Origin of the sequence: Cognatilysobacter terrigena (assembly GCF_004361065.1) — a bacterium.
Taxonomy (GTDB): domain Bacteria; phylum Pseudomonadota; class Gammaproteobacteria; order Xanthomonadales; family Xanthomonadaceae; genus Cognatilysobacter; species Cognatilysobacter terrigena.
Window position 1 is genome coordinate 20,965 of sequence record NZ_SELT01000027.1, and the last position, 16,735, is coordinate 37,699.

11 protein-coding genes, 12 tRNA genes and 1 pseudogene are annotated in these 16,735 nt (G+C 66.0%); 20 read left to right on the plus strand and 4 right to left on the minus strand.

The window, feature by feature from the left end:
- The 4 genes from ppk1 to EVS83_RS13340 form a co-directional block, all read right to left on the minus strand.
- Positions 1–2,076: a polyphosphate kinase 1 gene (ppk1, locus tag EVS83_RS13325; protein WP_133501533.1), complete on the minus strand. Its 2,076-nt coding sequence runs from the start codon at positions 2,074–2,076 to the stop codon at positions 1–3.
- A complete protein-coding gene (gene phoR, locus EVS83_RS13330; protein ID WP_133501534.1) occupies positions 2,073–3,407 on the minus strand; it encodes a phosphate regulon sensor histidine kinase PhoR in 1,335 nt (444 codons plus the stop codon). Before phoR ends, ppk1 begins: the two co-directional genes overlap by 4 nt.
- Positions 3,408–3,470: 63 nt before the next feature.
- A complete protein-coding gene (phoB, locus tag EVS83_RS13335) occupies positions 3,471–4,178 on the minus strand; it encodes a phosphate regulon transcriptional regulator PhoB (protein WP_133501535.1) in 708 nt (235 codons plus the stop codon).
- A 72-nt stretch (positions 4,179–4,250) separates the two neighbouring features.
- Positions 4,251–5,822: a M48 family metalloprotease gene (locus tag EVS83_RS13340; RefSeq protein ID WP_133501536.1), complete on the minus strand. Its 1,572-nt coding sequence runs from the start codon at positions 5,820–5,822 to the stop codon at positions 4,251–4,253.
- A 224-nt stretch (positions 5,823–6,046) separates the two neighbouring features.
- Between EVS83_RS13340 and grxC the strand changes: the two are divergent.
- The 20 genes and pseudogenes from grxC to EVS83_RS13440 form a co-directional block, all read left to right on the plus strand.
- Positions 6,047–6,286: pseudogene (gene grxC, locus EVS83_RS13345) on the plus strand (glutaredoxin 3); the annotation flags it as partial.
- Entirely contained in the window at positions 6,283–6,672 is a 390-nt protein-coding gene (locus EVS83_RS13350; RefSeq protein WP_133501538.1) for a carboxymuconolactone decarboxylase family protein, read from the plus strand. The pseudogene grxC and the gene EVS83_RS13350, both read left to right, overlap by 4 nt.
- A gap of 123 nt (positions 6,673–6,795) precedes the next feature.
- Entirely contained in the window at positions 6,796–7,803 is a 1,008-nt protein-coding gene (locus EVS83_RS13355) for an isocitrate dehydrogenase (RefSeq protein WP_133501539.1), read from the plus strand.
- 110 nt (positions 7,804–7,913) lie between these two features.
- Positions 7,914–7,990 (plus strand) — tRNA-Pro (locus EVS83_RS13360).
- A 45-nt stretch (positions 7,991–8,035) separates the two neighbouring features.
- Positions 8,036–8,112, plus strand: a tRNA-Arg gene (locus tag EVS83_RS13365).
- A gap of 108 nt (positions 8,113–8,220) precedes the next feature.
- A tRNA-His gene (locus EVS83_RS13370) sits at positions 8,221–8,297 on the plus strand.
- A gap of 51 nt (positions 8,298–8,348) precedes the next feature.
- Positions 8,349–8,424: transfer RNA gene (locus EVS83_RS13375), tRNA-Lys, on the plus strand.
- 66 nt (positions 8,425–8,490) lie between these two features.
- Positions 8,491–8,575 (plus strand) — tRNA-Leu (locus EVS83_RS13380).
- Between the two features lie 372 nt (positions 8,576–8,947).
- Positions 8,948–10,246, plus strand: coding sequence for a trigger factor (tig, locus tag EVS83_RS13385; protein WP_133501540.1), 1,299 nt, complete (start codon positions 8,948–8,950; stop codon positions 10,244–10,246).
- A 70-nt stretch (positions 10,247–10,316) separates the two neighbouring features.
- A complete protein-coding gene (clpP, locus tag EVS83_RS13390) occupies positions 10,317–10,943 on the plus strand; it encodes an ATP-dependent Clp endopeptidase proteolytic subunit ClpP (protein ID WP_115646830.1) in 627 nt (208 codons plus the stop codon).
- Between the two features lie 151 nt (positions 10,944–11,094).
- The gene (clpX, locus tag EVS83_RS13395) at positions 11,095–12,384 is read left to right on the plus strand and encodes an ATP-dependent Clp protease ATP-binding subunit ClpX (protein WP_133501541.1); all 1,290 of its coding nucleotides are present in this window, start codon (positions 11,095–11,097) and stop codon (positions 12,382–12,384) included.
- Between the two features lie 315 nt (positions 12,385–12,699).
- On the plus strand, positions 12,700–15,129 hold the full coding sequence (gene lon / locus EVS83_RS13400) for an endopeptidase La (protein ID WP_133501542.1): 2,430 nt from the start codon (positions 12,700–12,702) through the stop codon (positions 15,127–15,129).
- 216 nt (positions 15,130–15,345) lie between these two features.
- Entirely contained in the window at positions 15,346–15,618 is a 273-nt protein-coding gene (locus EVS83_RS13405; protein ID WP_133479882.1) for an HU family DNA-binding protein, read from the plus strand.
- A gap of 39 nt (positions 15,619–15,657) precedes the next feature.
- Positions 15,658–15,732 (plus strand) — tRNA-Val (locus EVS83_RS13410).
- 34 nt (positions 15,733–15,766) lie between these two features.
- A tRNA-Asp gene (locus EVS83_RS13415) sits at positions 15,767–15,843 on the plus strand.
- 101 nt (positions 15,844–15,944) lie between these two features.
- Positions 15,945–16,021, plus strand: a tRNA-Asp gene (locus tag EVS83_RS13420).
- A gap of 101 nt (positions 16,022–16,122) precedes the next feature.
- Positions 16,123–16,199 (plus strand) — tRNA-Asp (locus EVS83_RS13425).
- Between the two features lie 101 nt (positions 16,200–16,300).
- A tRNA-Asp gene (locus tag EVS83_RS13430) sits at positions 16,301–16,377 on the plus strand.
- 101 nt (positions 16,378–16,478) lie between these two features.
- Positions 16,479–16,555 (plus strand) — tRNA-Asp (locus EVS83_RS13435).
- A 101-nt stretch (positions 16,556–16,656) separates the two neighbouring features.
- Positions 16,657–16,733, plus strand: a tRNA-Asp gene (locus tag EVS83_RS13440).
- Positions 16,734–16,735: the final 2 nt, after the last annotated feature.

The window sequence follows — 16,735 nt, forward strand, 5'->3', positions numbered from 1 at the left end:
TCACCCGCAGAACTTCGACAGAAGCTTCGTCTGCGCGGAATACGGCGCCTCGCCCTCGGCCCGCCGCACGCGTTCGTAGTGCCCGTCCGCCTGCAGCTCCCAGGCGTTGCAGTTGTCGGCGAGGTAGTTCTCGAGCGCTTCGGCAAACACACGGCGGGCGACACGCGGGTCGAGGATCACGAAGCCGGTCTCCACGCGACGCAACAGGTTGCGCTCCAACCAGTCGGCGCTGCCGCAGAGCAGTTCGGGTTCGCCGCCGTTCTCGAACCAGTACACGCGCGAGTGCTCGAGGAAGCGGCCGACGATCGAACGGACGGAAATATTCTCCGAGACGCCCGGCACGCCCGGACGCAGCGAACACGCACCACGCACGATCAGATCGATGCGAACGCCCGCCTGCGACGCCTTGTAAAGCTCGCGGATCACCTGCGGCTCGTTTAGCGCATTCATCTTGGCGATGATGCGAGCCGGCTTGCCGGCGCGTGCATTGCGCGCTTCGCGCTCGATGCGCATCAGCATGCCGCTATGCAGGGTGAACGGCGCCTGCAGCATGCGGCGCAGTTCCAGCGACGGCGCGAGCCCGGAGATCTGCTGGAAGATCAGATGGACATCGTGGCCGATATCGGCATCGGCGGTGAGCAGGCCGATGTCGGTGTAGGCGCGCGCCGTGCCCGAGTGGTAGTTGCCCGTGCCGAGGTGCACGTAGCGCACAAGCTTGGTGCCTTCGCGGCGCACGATCAGCATCATCTTCGCGTGCGTCTTGTAGCCGACCACGCCGTACACCACCTGCACGCCCGCCGCCTGCAAACGATCCGCGAGGCCGAGGTTCGCCTCCTCGTCGAATCGCGCGCGAAGTTCGACGACGACCGTGACGTCCTTGCCGTTGCGCGCCGCCTGGATCAGGTGCTCGACGATCTGCGAATCCTTGCCGGCACGATAGAGCGTCTGCTTGATCGCGAGCACGTTCGGATCTTCGGCCGCCTGCCGCATCAGCTCGAGCACGGGGGTGAACGAATCGAATGGGTGGTGCAGCACGACGTCGCGCGCGGCGACGGTTTCGAAGATCGATTCCACGCCCGGCAGCATCCGCGGCGTAAACGGCGGGAACTTGAGGTCCGGGCGACGCACCAGGTCGTACACCTGGATCGCGCGGTTGAGGTTCACCGGCCCGTTGATGCGATAGACCGCGGAGTTGTCGAGTTCGAAGTTCTGCAGCAGCAGACCGACGATGTCGTCCGGGCACTGCTCCGCGATCTCGAGGCGCACCGCGCGCATGTAGCCGCGGCCCAGCAGTTCGTCCTTCAGCGCGAGCGCGAGGTTCTCGACTTCCTCCTCGTCGACGAGCAGTTCCGAATTGCGCGTGACGCGGAACTGGTAGGCCCCCTTCACTGTCATGCCCGGGAAGAGCTCGTCGACGAACGCCGACAGCATGGCCGACAGGAACACGAAGTCGCTCGGACCGCCCGCCACGCCTTCAGGCAGCTGGATGATGCGCGGCAGCGAACGCGGTGCGCGCACGATGGCGAGATGTCCGGCGCGTCCGAACGCATCGCGTCCGTCGAGCACGACGACGATGTTCAGCGACTTGTTGAGAATCTTGGGAAACGGATGCGCGGGGTCGAGGCCCAGCGGCGACAGCACCGGCAGGATTTCGTCGCGGAAATGCGCGCGAAGCCACGCGGTCTGCTCCTCGGTCCAGCCGTCGCGATGCAGGACGCGCACGCCGGCATTGGCGAGTGCGGGACGCAGGACATCGTTCCAGCATTCGTACTGCGACTTGACCAGGTCCGCAGCGCGCTCGTGGATGCGCGCAAGCGTCGCGGCGGGCACGAGCCCGTCGGGGCCGGCCGCAAGCCCGAGTTCCTGCGCATGCTGCAACGTGCCCGCGCGGATCTCGAAGAACTCGTCGAGGTTCGTGCAGCTGATGCAGAGGTAGCGTAGCCGCTCGAGCAGCGGCACGGAATCGTCCTGCGCCTGCGCGAGCACGCGGAAGTTGAAATCGAGCTGCGAAAGCTCGCGGTTGAAGTAGAGCGACGGATCCCGCAGGAGTTCGTCGGCGGTCTCGGTGTCGCTCATGCGATCTGCTCCAGCGGCTGCCGCCTGCGCACGCGCGCGGCGCCGAAATGACACGAAAACGTGCTGCCCACGCCCACTTCGCTGCGGATTTCGAGCCGCGCCTGGTGCAGGTTCAACACATGTTTGACGATGGAAAGCCCCAGCCCGGTGCCACCGCTCTCGCGAGAGCGGCTGGTCGACACGCGATAGAAGCGCTCGGTGATGCGCGGCAGGTGCGCGGCGGGAATGCCGTAGCCCGTATCGGTGACCGACAGCGCGACGCCGCAGGCGTTATCGATGTCCGCCTCCATCTGCCACGCGATGCGGATGCGGCCGCCGGCCGGCGTGTAGCGCACGGCGTTCGCGACGAGATTCGAGAACGCGCTGTGCAGTTCCTTCGGCGAGCCGTACAGGTCCACATCCGCGCCGTCGTCGACGTCGATCTCGTGGTGGCCCTGGCTCAGGCCCTGCGCTTCGCGGCGCAACGCGGCCAGCATGCCGGCCATCGGGATGATCTCCTCCGACGGCAGATCCGCACGCGATTCCAGACGCGACAACGTCAGCAGATCCTCGACCAGCTGCGTCATGCGCGATGACTGGCGTTGCATCTCCGCGATCATCGGCGCCCATTCGGGTTGCTCGGCGGGGTCGAGCATGTCGAGGTAGCCGTGCAGCACGGTCAGCGGCGTGCGTAGCTCGTGCGACACGTTGGCGACGAAGTCGCGTCGCATCTGTTCGAGCTGCAGCAGGCGGCTGACGTCACGCGCGACGAGCAGCCACAGCTCGTCCGAGTAGGGCAGCAGGCGCAGGCTCAGCGTGATCGTGCCGTTCAACGGCGACGCGATTTCAAGCGGTTCGGCATGGCGCCCGCGCGCCAGCCACGACGCCATCGGCAATCCCGGAAGGCGATCGACGATCGACGCCTCGATATCGGTCGGATAGTGCAGGCCGAGCAGCGTCGTGCCGGCCTCGTTGAACCACACGATGCGCTGGCTGTCGCGTGCGACCACGACGACCGCGTCGGGCAACACCGTCGCGGCGGCACGGTAAGCGCGCAGCATCGCGACCAGCCGGCGCTTGCGGACGCGCGTGCTGCCCTGGCGTCGATGGAGGAGACGTTCGATCTCGCCGTAGATGTCGGAGGACGCGTCGGGACGTGCATGCAGGCCGGCAGTCAGACGCGCGACGAGGCCGGCGACGCGCCACATCTGCCACGCCAGCGCGGCGAGCGCACCGATCGCGAGACCGAGCGCCGGACGATGCGCGATCGCGCCGCACACCAGGCCCGCGCCGGTCGGGATCGCGACCAGGCCGAGCGTGCGCAACCAGGCGGAGCGGGCGCTGGACGTCATGCCGTGCAGTCTAAACGGCGACGGTCGCCGACCGGCCGTGGAAAGCCGCGCCACCGCCGCGGCTCAGAGTTCGGGCGAGGCGGAGAACCGGTAACCCGCGCCGCGCACGGTCTGCACCATGCCGTCCAGGCCGAACGGCTCCAGCGTCTTGCGCAGACGTCGGATGTGCACATCGATCGTGCGCTCCTCGACGTACACGCTGCCGCCCCACACGTGGTCGAGCAGCTGCGAGCGCGAGTAGACGCGGTCGGGGTGCGTCATGAAGAAGTGCAGCAGGCGGTACTCGGTCGGCCCGATCTGCACCGGCTGTTCGCCTGCATCCGACTTGGCGAGCACGCGATGCGCGGCACCGTCGATGCGCAGTGCGCCGACGGTAATCGAACCGTCCTCGTCGTCCTCGCGGGTGCGGCGCAGCACCGCACGGATGCGGGCGAGCAGTTCGCGTGCAGAGAAGGGCTTCACGACGTAGTCGTCGACGCCGGCTTCGAGCCCGCCCACGCGATCGTTCTCCTCGCCGCGCGCGGTCAGCATGATGATCGGTACTTCGCGGGTCAGCGCTTCGCGACGCCAGCGGCGGGCGAGGTCGAGGCCGCTGGTGCCCGGCAGCATCCAGTCGAGCAGGATCAGGTCGGGGACGCGGTCGGCGATCGCTTCCTGCGCCTGGCGGGCGTCACCGGCGTGGACGGGGTCGAACTCGCCCTTGCGGAGGGCGAACGCGACCATGTCGCGGATCGCGGGCTCGTCTTCGACGATCAGGATGCGTTTGTGCACGCGGCCACCGGAGTCCATCGGATGCCGGCACTACACTACCGTTTGGTTACATCGCCGTGACAGCCGGGACGGTCAGCGTTTCAGGTCTTCGTCGCGGATGCCCTGGCGCTTGAGCTCGAGCACCGTCGGCGTGATCGCCGCAATGCGGGCGTCGATCCGCGAGCGAGCGTAGTAGTCGAGGTCGCCACGCTTCTTGAGGTTGTTGAGCTGGGCGAGCGCGAGTTCCGGCCGACCGCTCAGATACGCGGCCTCGGCATGCGCCTCCCCGGCCCGCACGGGGTCGCCGGCGATCTCGCTGGCCCGTGCGAACGTGCGCTGGAACACCGGATCGTCCGACGCGGTGGCCATCAGCGGCCGCAGGATGGCGACCGCGCGCTTGCCTGCCGCGGGCGTCGCGCGCTCGCCGAGCATCTTGGCGTAGGTGAGCACGATGGCCGGGCTGGTCGGCGCTTTTTTCACCAGCGCCTCGAAGCGTGCGTCGGCCGACGCGCCGCTGCCGGTCGCGGCCTCCGCCTCGGCGAGCGCGAGTTCGGGCCAGATGTCACCGGGGCGCTTGTCCGTCACTCCGGTCAGCAATGGCAGCGCGGATTTCGGCTGGCCCGCCTGCAGGTAGGCGACCGCCAGGCCGTACTGCTCCGGCGCCGTCAGCGCTCGCGAGCGGCGGATGCCGTCGTATTCGTGGATGGCGTCGGCGGGCGTGGGCGCGGTCATGACGCGCAGCCGCTCGCGTGCGTAGTCGAACAGCCCCGTCGGGCCCGTGCCAGCGCTGCCGTCGACCCGTAGGCCGCCGGGCAACAACGGGTTGTCGACCGCGAAGCCGCCGCCGTAATTCGGCTGCGCGCGAAGCCGCTCCGCACGTTCCTTGGCTTCGGTGATGCGCGTGAGCGTCATCGGGTGGCTGCGCAGCCAGTCGTAGGTCTCGCCGTCGGCGGTCGCCTCGTTGGTGCGCATGCGCGTCTGCAGCTTGGCGAAGAAGTCGGCCATGCCGCGCGGGTCGAAGCGGCTTCGCGCAAGCACCTGCATGCCGACGCGATCGGCCTCGGTTTCACTGGCGCGCGTGTAGTTGATCGCGCGCTGTTCCGACAGACCCATCGCCGCGACCATCGCCGCCTGCGCCGCGTCGTCGGCCGAATTGCCGTGCGCCTGCTGCGCGACGACGATCGCGCCGAGCATCGCCAGCAGCGTCGGCAACTGGTCCTGCTTCTGTTTTTCCACCGCGCGCAGCACGTGCTGCTGCGTGATGTGCGAGATCTCGTGCGCCAGCACACCGGCGACTTCGTCCTCGCGATCGGCCGCGAGCACCAGGCCCGAGTTGACGCCGACGTACCCGCCGAGCGTCGCGAATGCATTGATCTCGCGCTCGCGCAGCATGAAGAACGTGTAGCTGCGCTTGGCGTCGTCGCTCGCGCCCGCAAGCCGATGGCCGATCGTGTCGAGCCAGCTGTCGATCAGTGGATCTTCGAGCACGTAGTCGTAATGACGCAGCTGCGCGAGCGTCATCGCGCCGTACGCGGACTCCTGCGCCGGCGTGATGAGTTCGCCGGCCGACGAGCCGATGTCCGGCAGGCGGCTTTCCTGTGCGACGACAGGCGCCGTGCCGATGGCGACGACGAGGGCGGCGGTGAGCAGCGAGATACGGCGCAAAGCAGATCCCCTTGGCGCACGACCCGCGGTCGTGCTTCGCGAGCATGCCGCGGGAGCGGCGGGTCGGCGTGAATCGCGTGTTAAGTGACGCTTCGACCGCACGGCTGCCGGTTCGTTCCATCGCTGTGTTCCAGCGTCGGGGGTGGAAATGCCTCCGGCACGCAGCCATAGTCCCGTCGATTCCCGGGAGAACCGTCTTGAGCAGCGCGAACATCGTCATCTAGTCCACCGCCGTCTGCCCCTACTGCGTGGCGGCGAAGAACTTCCTGCAGAGCAAGGGCCAGACGTGGACGGAAGTCCGCATCGACACCGACCCGGCCGAGCGGCAGAAGATGGTGTCGATGACCGGCCGCACCAGCGTGCCGCAGATCTTCATCAACGACACCCACGTCGGCGGCTACGACGACATGATCGCGCTGCATCGCAAGGGCGGGCTGGAACCGCTGCTGGAGGGCCGCGCATGAGCACCTCCGCCGAGAAGGACCGCGTCGCCGAGTTCACCGCCTTCCGCAAGCGAATGAACGAGCGGATCCTCGCCGAGCCGAACCAGGTCGTCCGCCGCTTCTTCGCGCTCGACACGCAGACCTACCAGGCCGGCGCGCTCGACGTGAAGACCAAGGAGTTGCTGGGGCTCGTGGCATCGATGGTCCTGCGTTGCGACGACTGCATCAGCTACCACGTCGCTCAGTGCAAGGAAGCCGGGGTCAACCGGGACGAGATGTTCGAGGCGTTCTCGGTCGGCCTGGTGGTGGGCGGTTCGATCGTCATTCCGCACCTGCGCCGCGCCGTCGATTTCCTCGACCGGCTCGAGCAGGGCGAGGCCGCGCCGGCGGCACACGACCACGGCTGACGGCGGCCGCCAGTGCCGCTTCGCGACGAGGGCCCGGGCGTTGAACCCGGGCCTTCGGCATAATGGGCGGCTCAATTCGGCGCCGTACAGCCACGTTCGGCCGCCATTTCCCGGAAATCAGAAATGACGCAAACGATCACGGTCATCCGCGGCGACGGCATCGGCCCGGAAATCATGGACGCCACCCTCAAGGTTCTCGACTCGATGAACTTGGGCCTGTCCTACGAGTTCGCCGACGCCGGCCTCGTCGCCTTCGAGAAGACCGGCGAGCTGCTGCCGGCCGCCACGATGGACTCGATCCGCAAGAACCGCATCGCGCTGAAGAGCCCGCTGACGACGCCGGTCGGCGAAGGCTTCTCGTCGATCAACGTCGAGCTGCGCAAGCGCTTCGACCTGTACGCGAACGTGCGTCCGGCCAAGTCGTTCCCGAATACGAAGTCGCGTTTCGCCAGCGGCGTCGACCTGATCACCGTTCGCGAGAACACGGAAGGCGCGTACATCGGTGAAGGCCAATCGGTGTCGGAAGACGGCGAGACCGCCGTGCTCACGCAGAAGGTCACGCGCCGCGGTTCCGAGCGCATCGTCCGCTACGCCTTCGAGCTCGCCCGCCGCACGGGCCGCAAGAAGGTCACCGTGGTGCACAAGGCCAACATCCTGAAGTCGACGTCGGGCCTGTTCCTCAAGACGGCTCGTCTCGTCGCGCAGGAATACACGGACATCGAGTGCAACGAGATGATCGTGGACAACTGCTGCATGCAACTGGTCATGAAGCCGGAGCAGTTCGACGTCATCGTCACCACGAATCTCTTCGGCGACATCATTTCCGATCTCTGCGCCGGCCTCGTAGGCGGTCTCGGCCTCGCGCCGGGCGCCAACATCGGCACCGACGCCGCGATCTTCGAAGCCGTGCACGGCACGGCGCCGGACATCGCGGGGCAGGGCAAGGCCAATCCGTGCGCGCTGCTGCTGGGCGCCGCGCAGATGCTCGACCACCTCGGCAAGGTCGAAGATGCCGAGCGCCTGCGCAAGGCGATCATCGCGACGCTCGAAGCGAAGGATTCGCTGACGCCGGATCTCGGCGGCACCGGCACCACGACGACATTCGCGGAAGCGATCACGCGCCGGCTGTAACTGAATCGAGCGCGGTCGCCACGCGGCGGCCGCTTTTCATTGACAGCGCGGGGGAGGCGGCAGAAAATGCGCAGCCTTTCGCGGCGCTGGCGCGCGACGGAAGTACCGGCCGGGGCATAGCGCAGTCTGGTAGCGCATCTGGTTTGGGACCAGAGGGTCGGGGGTTCGAATCCCTCTGCCCCGACCATCCGGCCCAGCCGGGCCTGCAACGACGGAACTGCTCGGGAATTACGCGCCCGTAGCTCAACCGGATAGAGCACCGGCCTTCTAAGCCGGTGGTTGCAGGTTCGATTCCTGCCGGGCGCGCCACGCAGCGATGATGTTTCGAGTGTCGGCGCGGATGAACGTGCTGCCGCGCGTTACGATAGTGAGATACCGGTGTCCTGCCGTTTTCGGCGGCTCACCACACGTTCTACGGTGGCTGTAGCTCAGTTGGTTAGAGTACTGGATTGTGATTCCAGATGTCGGGGGTTCGAGTCCCCTCAGCCACCCCAATTCGCTGTTGCGGTTGCGTGAATCGCGATAGCTGGTAAGATTTGCAGCACGGGCCGTTAGCTCAGTTGGTAGAGCAGTTGACTCTTAATCAATAGGTCCAAGGTTCGAATCCTTGACGGCCCACCAAATTGAAAAGCACCCGGTTCGCCGGGTGCTTTTTTCTTTTTACGGCAGGTGACACCTGCCGTCGTTGCGAAAGTGGCGGAATTGGTAGACGCACTGGATTTAGGTTCCAGCGCCGCAAGGCGTGCGGGTTCGAGTCCCGCCTTTCGCACCACCCCGCGATCGGGGTCGAGAAGCAGGTGAATTCAGCGCGCGGTGGCGCGGGATGAAATCCGCTTGCGCATCGGCAATTGCGCACCCAGCCGCAGTCGCTCGAAATGGCTAGTCGCCATTTGAAGCGTCGGCGAACCCCTGGGATCGATGCCGAAGCGCTGGGCTGTGTCGCCCAGAGCCTCGGAACTCAGGGTCAGCCCGACGGCTATCGACCAAGCGCGCACCTATCCGCGCAAGTCGCGCACCCCAGCTGGCGCCGCCCGGCCCGATCCGCCAAACTATCCCGTTCTTAACCTTGACGGCCGGCGAGTCCCGCCCGCCGTCCCGAACGTCAGATACGTGCCGCGGCGGAGCTGCGGTCGCAGGAGTGGATATGCAAGTTTCGGTCGAATCCGTCGGCAACCTCGAGCGCCGCATGACCCTCAGCCTTCCGGCCGACCAGCTGGACTCGGCCGTCGATGCGCGCCTGCGCGAGATCGCGCGTACGGCGAAGCTCAAGGGCTTCCGTCCGGGCAAGGTGCCGGCGAAGGTGATCGAGCAGCGTTTCGGCGGCCAGGTCCGCTCCGAGATCCTCGACCGCATGCTCGGCGACAGCTTCCGCAGCGCGGTCAGCGACAACAAGCTGCAGATCGCCGGCCAGCCGCGCATCGAGCCGTCGACCGGTGATGACGGCCAGATCGCGTTCGTCGCGAATTTCGAAGTGGTTCCGGACTTCGGCGATATCGATGTCACCAAGCTCAACGTCGTCCGCCACACGGCGGCAGTGACGGACGCCGACATCGACACGATGATCGAGAACCTGCGCATGCAGCGCCGCACGTGGCAGACCGTCGAGCGCGGCTCGCTCGTCGGCGACCTCGTCGAGTTCCAGACCTGGTCGCAGGCCGGTGACCAGCGCGTGCCGGCGGAAGGCGTCGAGCACGGCGCCGACGTGATCGGCTCGGGCATGATGTTCGAAACCATCGAACAGCAGCTCACCGGCATGAAGGCCGGCGAGAGCAAGCAGTTCGACGTCGACTTTCCGGCCGACTGGCGCGTGGCCGAGTTCGCCGGCCGCACCGTGCAGGTCAACATCACGGTCAGCCGCGTCGCCGAGGCCGTGATGCCGGAGATCGATGCCGACTTCATCAAGAGCTTCGGCGTGAAGAGCGGCGATGCGGACCAGTTCCGCGCGGAGATCCGCAGCAACCTCGAGCGCGAGCTCAAGGGCGCGCTGATGAATCGCCTGCGTCGCGAAGTCGGCGACCAGCTGATCGCCGCCTATGAGCACGTCGAACTGCCGCCGCGCCTCGTCGAGAACGAGGCGCGCGCTGTCGCCGCGCAGGCGGTCGACAACGCGCGTCGCCAGGGCCAGCCGGCGGAGCTGAACGACGAGGTCATTGCGCAGGTCCAGGACCCGGCGCGCAAGCGCGTGCTGGTCGGCCTGCTCGTCGGCGAGATCGCGCGTCGCAACGACCTGCGCCTCGACCCGCGTCGCGTCAACGAGACGATGCGTCTCATCGCCTCGACCTACGAGGAGCCGCAGCAGGTCATCGAGCTCTACCGCAACGACGCGAACCTGATGCAGAGCCTGCAGAACCGCGTCATGGAAGAGCAGGTGATCGACTGGATCGCCGAACGCGCCCAGCACACGGAACAGTCGCTGAGTTTTGCGGAGGCGATCCGCCAGTAAGGCCTTGTGCGACGGTCCGGCCGGCCCCACGCTAGGTCGGACCGAACACACAGCAGAGATCCACGGACCCATGGACAACCGCCCACACGCTCTCAATCTCGTGCCGATGGTGGTCGAGCAGACCAGCCGCGGCGAGCGCGCGTACGACATCTATTCGCGCCTGCTCAAGGAGCGGGTGATCTTCCTCGTCGGTCCGATCGACGACCACATGGCGAACGTGATCGTCGCGCAGATGCTCTTCCTCGAGGCCGAGAACCCCGAGAAGGACATCAACCTGTACATCAACTCGCCGGGTGGCGTGGTCACCGCGGGCATGGCGATCTACGACACCATGCAGTACATCAAGCCGGACGTGAGCACGATCTGCGTCGGCCAGGCCGCCTCGATGGGCGCGCTGCTCCTGGCATCGGGCGCGGCGGGCAAGCGCTTCGCGCTCCCGAACTCGCGCGTGATGATCCACCAGCCGCTGGGCGGCTTCCAGGGCCAGGCGACGGACATCGACATCCACGCCCGCGAGATCCTGACCCTCCGTCAGCGCCTCAACGAGATCCTGGCCAAGCACACCGGCCAGCCGATCGAGACGATCGCCCGCGACACCGAGCGCGACAACTTCAAGAGCGCCCAGGCCTCGAAGGAGTATGGTCTGGTCGACCAAGTGCTCGAGCGTCGTCCGGACGAGTCGATCCAGGCGACTTGAGGACCCGTCCGCAATACGTGCGGACCGCCTTCACATCCTCCCGAAATACCGGTATCCCGGGTCCCGCAGGGCCGCGGGATGCCGTGCTATCCTCGGGCCGCCATTCAGCGGTGTGCTCCCACACTGCGATCCAAGGTAAGCCAGGCAGAACATGAGCGACGACCGACAGGGCCGCACGGGCGAAAGCAGCAAGATTCTCTACTGCTCGTTCTGCGGGAAGAGCCAGCACGAGGTGCGCAAGCTCATCGCCGGCCCAAGCGTGTTCATCTGCGATGAATGCGTCGAGCTTTGCAACGACATCATCCGCGAGGAACTCCAGGAGAAGGCGCAGTCCACGCGCAGTCACCTGCCCAAGCCGCGCGAGATCCTCGAGGTGCTGGACCAGTACGTGATCGGGCAGTCGCGCGCCAAGCGCACGCTCGCCGTCGCGGTCTACAACCACTACAAGCGCATTGAGAGCCGCCAGCGCAACGACGACGTCGAACTGGCGAAGTCCAACATCCTGCTGGTCGGCCCGACCGGTTCGGGCAAGACGCTGCTCGCGGAAACGCTGGCGCGCCTGCTCAACGTGCCGTTCACCATGGCGGATGCGACGACGCTCACCGAAGCCGGCTACGTCGGCGAGGACGTCGAGAACATCATCCAGAAGCTGCTGCAGAAGTGCGACTACGACGTCGAGAAGGCGCAGCAGGGCATCGTCTACATCGACGAGATCGACAAGATCTCGCGCAAGTCGGACAACCCGTCGATCACGCGCGACGTGTCGGGCGAGGGCGTGCAGCAGGCGTTGCTGAAGCTCATCGAAGGCACGGTCGCCAGCGTGCCGCCGCAGGGCGGTCGCAAGCATCCGCAGCAGGAGTTCCTGCAGGTCGACACGCGCAACATCCTCTTCATCGTGGGTGGTGCGTTCGCGGGCCTCGACAAGATCATCCAGCAGCGCAGCACGGATTCCGGCGGCATCGGCTTCGGCGCGAAGGTGAAGAGCCAGGAGCGCAAGGCGGACATCGGCAAGGTGCTGGCGGAAGTCGAGCCGGAAGACCTCATCAAGTTCGGCCTGATCCCCGAGTTCGTCGGCCGTCTGCCGGTCATCGCGACGCTCGAGGAACTGGACGAGCCCGCGCTCATCAAGATCCTCACCGAGCCCAAGAACGCCATCACGAAGCAGTTCAAGAAGCTGTTCGAGATGGAGGGCGTCGAGCTCGAGTTCCGTCCGGACGCGCTGTTGGCGATCGCGAAGAAGGCGCTCAAGCGCAAGACCGGCGCACGCGGCCTGCGCACGATCGTCGAGTCGGTGCTGCTCGACACGATGTACGAGCTGCCGTCGCAGGAGAACGTCAGCAAGGTGGTGGTCGACGAGACGGTGATCGAGCACAAGGCCGAGCCGTACCTGATCTACCAGACGCCCGCGGCGCCGCAGGCGAAGGCCGCGTCCGGCGAGTGACGAGCTCGCGGTTGCGATTGGAGACGGGCGGCCACTGGCCGCCCGTTCGCGTTTTGGGCCATGTGAAGACTGCCGTCCCCGCCTCGCGATGCCGGCGCGTGACGGACTTCTCGGCGCGGCAAAACGACGCCGCCGGCATTCCGCGGCCGCTGGGCGATGGCGCTCACGAAACAGCCACGTTCCGCGCCTTATGGCGTGGTATGACGCTTGCAACACCCCTGTCGAGCCCCATTAAGGGCGTAGACGCGATCCTCCACGCATCTTTTTCGGCGACGGTCTCATGCTGGCTGGAGCCATGACCCCGGGAGCACCTCAATGACCGAATCCACCGCCCGCGAGAACCTGGACCTGGCGGTCCTGCCGCTCCGCGACGTCGTGGTCTTTCCGCACATGGTCATCCCCCTGTTCGTCGGGCGGGAGAAGTCGATCCGCGCGCTCGACTACGCGATGGAATCCGACAAGCGGATCCTGCTGGTGGCCCAGAAGTCGGCCGACGTGGACGACCCCTCGGGCAATGATCTGTATTCGGTCGGCACCCTCGCGCACGTGCTGCAGCTGCTGAAGCTGCCCGACGGCACCATCAAGGTGCTAGTCGAAGGCGTGTCGCGCGCGCGCGTCGACAAGGTCACGGAGCGCAATGGGGCCCTGCTGGGCCGCGCGCACGTCATCGAGCCGGACGCCGATCGCGACGAGCGCGAACTCGAGGCGGTGACGCGCACGCTGCTCGGCCTGTTCGAGCAGTACGTGAAGTCGAACCGCAAGCTGCCGCCGGAACTGATGCAGACGCTGTCGGGCATCGACGAGCCGGGTCGTCTTGCCGACACCATTGCGGCGCATCTGTCGGTGCGCATCTCCGAGAAGCAGCGCCTGCTCGAGACCAACGGCATCGGCGCGCGCCTCGAGATGCTCGTCGGTTTCGTCGACGGCGAAATCGACGTGCAGCAGCTGGAAAAGCGCATCCGCGGCCGCGTGAAGTCGCAGATGGAGCGCAGCCAGCGCGAGTACTACCTCAACGAACAGATGAAGGCCATCCAGAAGGAACTGGGTGAGCTGGACGACGCGCCGAACGACATCGACGAGCTCGCGCGCAAGATCGCCGAAGCCGGCATGCCGAAGGACGTCGAAACCAAGGCGAAGTCCGAACTCAACAAACTGAAGCAGATGTCGCCGATGTCGGCGGAATCGGCGGTCGTGCGCAACTATCTCGATTGGCTGCTCGGCGTGCCGTGGAAGAAGAAGACGAAAGTCCGAAAGGATCTGAAGCTCGCGCAGGACGTGCTCGACGCCGACCACTTCGGCCTCGAGAAGGTCAAGGAACGCATCCTCGAATACCTCGCGGTGCAGACGCGCGTGCAGAAGATGCGCGGTCCGATTCTCTGTCTCGTCGGCCCGCCTGGCGTCGGCAAAACGTCGCTCGGCCAGTCGATCGCGAAGGCGACGAACCGCAAGTTCGTGCGCATGTCGCTTGGCGGCGTGCGCGACGAAGCGGAGATCCGCGGGCATCGCCGTACATATGTCGGTTCGATGCCGGGCCGCATCGTGCAGAACCTCAACAAGGTCGGCAGCAAGAACCCGCTGTTCGTGCTCGACGAAATCGACAAGATGGCCATGGATTTCCGTGGCGATCCGTCGGCCGCGCTGCTCGAAGTGCTCGATCCGGAGCAGAACAGCGCGTTCAACGACCACTACCTCGAAGTCGATCTCGATCTCTCCGAGGTGATGTTCGTTGCGACGTCGAACTCGCTGAACATCCCGGGCCCGCTGCTCGACCGCATGGAAGTCATCCGCATTCCGGGCTACACGGAAGAGGAGAAGCTCAACATCGCCGAGCGCTACCTGCTGCCGAAGCAGATCAAGGCGAACGGCCTGCGCGAGGACGAGATCAAGGTCAGCGAGGACGCGCTGCGCGACACCGTGCGTTACTACACGCGCGAATCGGGCGTCCGTAACCTCGAGCGTCAGGTCGCGAAGATCTGCCGCAAGGTGGTGAAGGAACTTGCGCTCGCCGGTGCGAAGGTTCGCAAGGGTCCGGTCGTCGTGAACACGAAGAATCTCGAGAAGTACCTTGGCGTGCGCCAGTACGACTTCGGCCGCGCGGAGGAGCAGAACGAGGTGGGCCTGGTGACGGGTCTGGCCTGGACGCAGGTGGGCGGTGATCTGATGCAGATCGAAGCCGCGCTCGCGCCCGGCAAGGGCTCGATGCTGCTGACGGGCCAGCTCGGCGATGTCATGAAGGAATCGGCGTCGGCGGCGCTGTCGGTCGTGCGCGGCCGCGCGGAGCGTCTCGGCATCGACATCGATTTCCTGACCAAGCACGACCTGCACGTCCATGTGCCGGAAGGTGCGGTGCCGAAGGATGGCCCGTCGGCGGGTATCGCGATGGTCACCGCGCTGGTGTCGCTGCTCACGCGCAATCCGATCCGTGCGGATGTCGCGATGACCGGTGAAATCACGCTGCGCGGTCGTGTGCTCGCGATCGGTGGTTTGCGCGAGAAGCTGCTCGCCGCGCTGCGTGGCGGCATCAAGACCGTCATCATTCCGGACGAGAACAAGAAGGATCTCGTCGACATGCCGAAGTCGGTGACGAAGGGCCTCGAGATCATTCCGGTGAAGTGGATCGACGAGGTGCTGGATGTCGCACTCGAGCATCCGATCACGCCGTCGGCCGCGCCCACGCCGGTCGCCGAGGAAATGCCGGTGCACGAACCGCCCGTCGCCAGCACGCCCGTGGAAGTGACGCACTGAGACCCGGGTAACGGACAGTGCGAAATAGCCGGAAAGCCGCGTCGTTATTGGCTTTCCGGCTTGCGCCTGTCGCGAAGCCGCTGGTATAACGAGCGCCGTCCACGTCGCGCCCCATTGCTTGGACGACGCGGAAGGTTAAACAGGGGACTCTGCCGGTCGGGGTTTCGTCCGGTTCTCAGCACATCTGCGGCTCAACGCCGCCCACGGAGTAGAAGAATGAATAAAGCCGATTTTGTCGCGGCGATCGCCGACGCCGCCGAACTGTCGCGCACGGAAGCCGCCAATGCCGTCGACGCGATGGTCAGTGTGATCACCAAGACGCTCAAGAAGGGCGAGACGGTGACGCTCGTTGGCTTCGGCACGTTCGAAGTTCGTAGCCGCGCTGCGCGTCAGGGCCGCAACCCGAAGACGGGCGAGACGATCAAGATCGCGGCGTCGAAGAATCCGTCGTTCAAGGCTGGTAAGGCCCTGAAGGACGCTGTAAACTAATTTGCTCGCCCGCCAGTGCCGGTAGCGGCTGGTCGTACCGGGTGCTTAGCTCAGTGGTAGAGCGTCTCCTTTACACGGAGAGGGTCGGGGGTTCGAAACCCTCAGCACCCACCACGCAGCGGCCCGGCAGGCGGATAAGTTTCAGCGCGGAGCGGTAGTTCAGTCGGTTAGAATGCTGGCCTGTCACGCCGGAGGTCGCGGGTTCGAGTCCCGTCCGCTCCGCCACTCTTTCGAAGGCGCCGCTCGCGGCGCCTTCGCTTTCCGGATCGCATCGCCGGGCGTTATTCGCGAACGATGCGGGCAACTTCGGTTGTCGCGTCAAAAATGGAGCGGTAGTTCAGTCGGTTAGAATGCTGGCCTGTCACGCCGGAGGTCGCGGGTTCGAGTCCCGTCCGCTCCGCCACTCTTTCGAAGGCGCCGCTCGCGGCGCCTTCGCTTTCCGGATCGCATCGCCGGGCGTTATTCGCGAACGATGCGGGCAACTTCGGTTGTCGCGTCAAAAATGGAGCGGTAGTTCAGTCGGTTAGAATGCTGGCCTGTCACGCCGGAGGTCGCGGGTTCGAGTCCCGTCCGCTCCGCCACTCTTTCGAAGGCGCCGCTCGCGGCGCCTTCGCTTTCCGGATCGCATCGCCGGGCGTTATTCGCGAACGATGCGGGCAACTTCGGTTGTCGCGTCAAAAATGGAGCGGTAGTTCAGTCGGTTAGAATGCTGGCCTGTCACGCCGGAGGTCGCGGGTTCGAGTCCCGTCCGCTCCGCCACTCTTTCGAAGGCGCCGCTCGCGGCGCCTTCGCTTTCCGGATCGCATCGCCGGGCGTTATTCGCGAACGATGCGGGCAACTTCGGTTGTCGCGTCAAAAATGGAGCGGTAGTTCAGTCGGTTAGAATGCTGGCCTGTCACGCCGGAGGTCGCGGGTTCGAGTCCCGTCCGCTCCGCCACTCTTTCGAAGGCGCCGCTCGCGGCGCCTTCGCTTTCCGGATCGCATCGCCGGGCGTTATTCGCGAACGATGCGGGCAACTTCGGTTGTCGCGTCAAAAATGGAGCGGTAGTTCAGTCGGTTAGAATGCTGGCCTGTCACGCCGGAGGTCGCGGGTTCGAGTCCCGTCCGCTCCGCCACT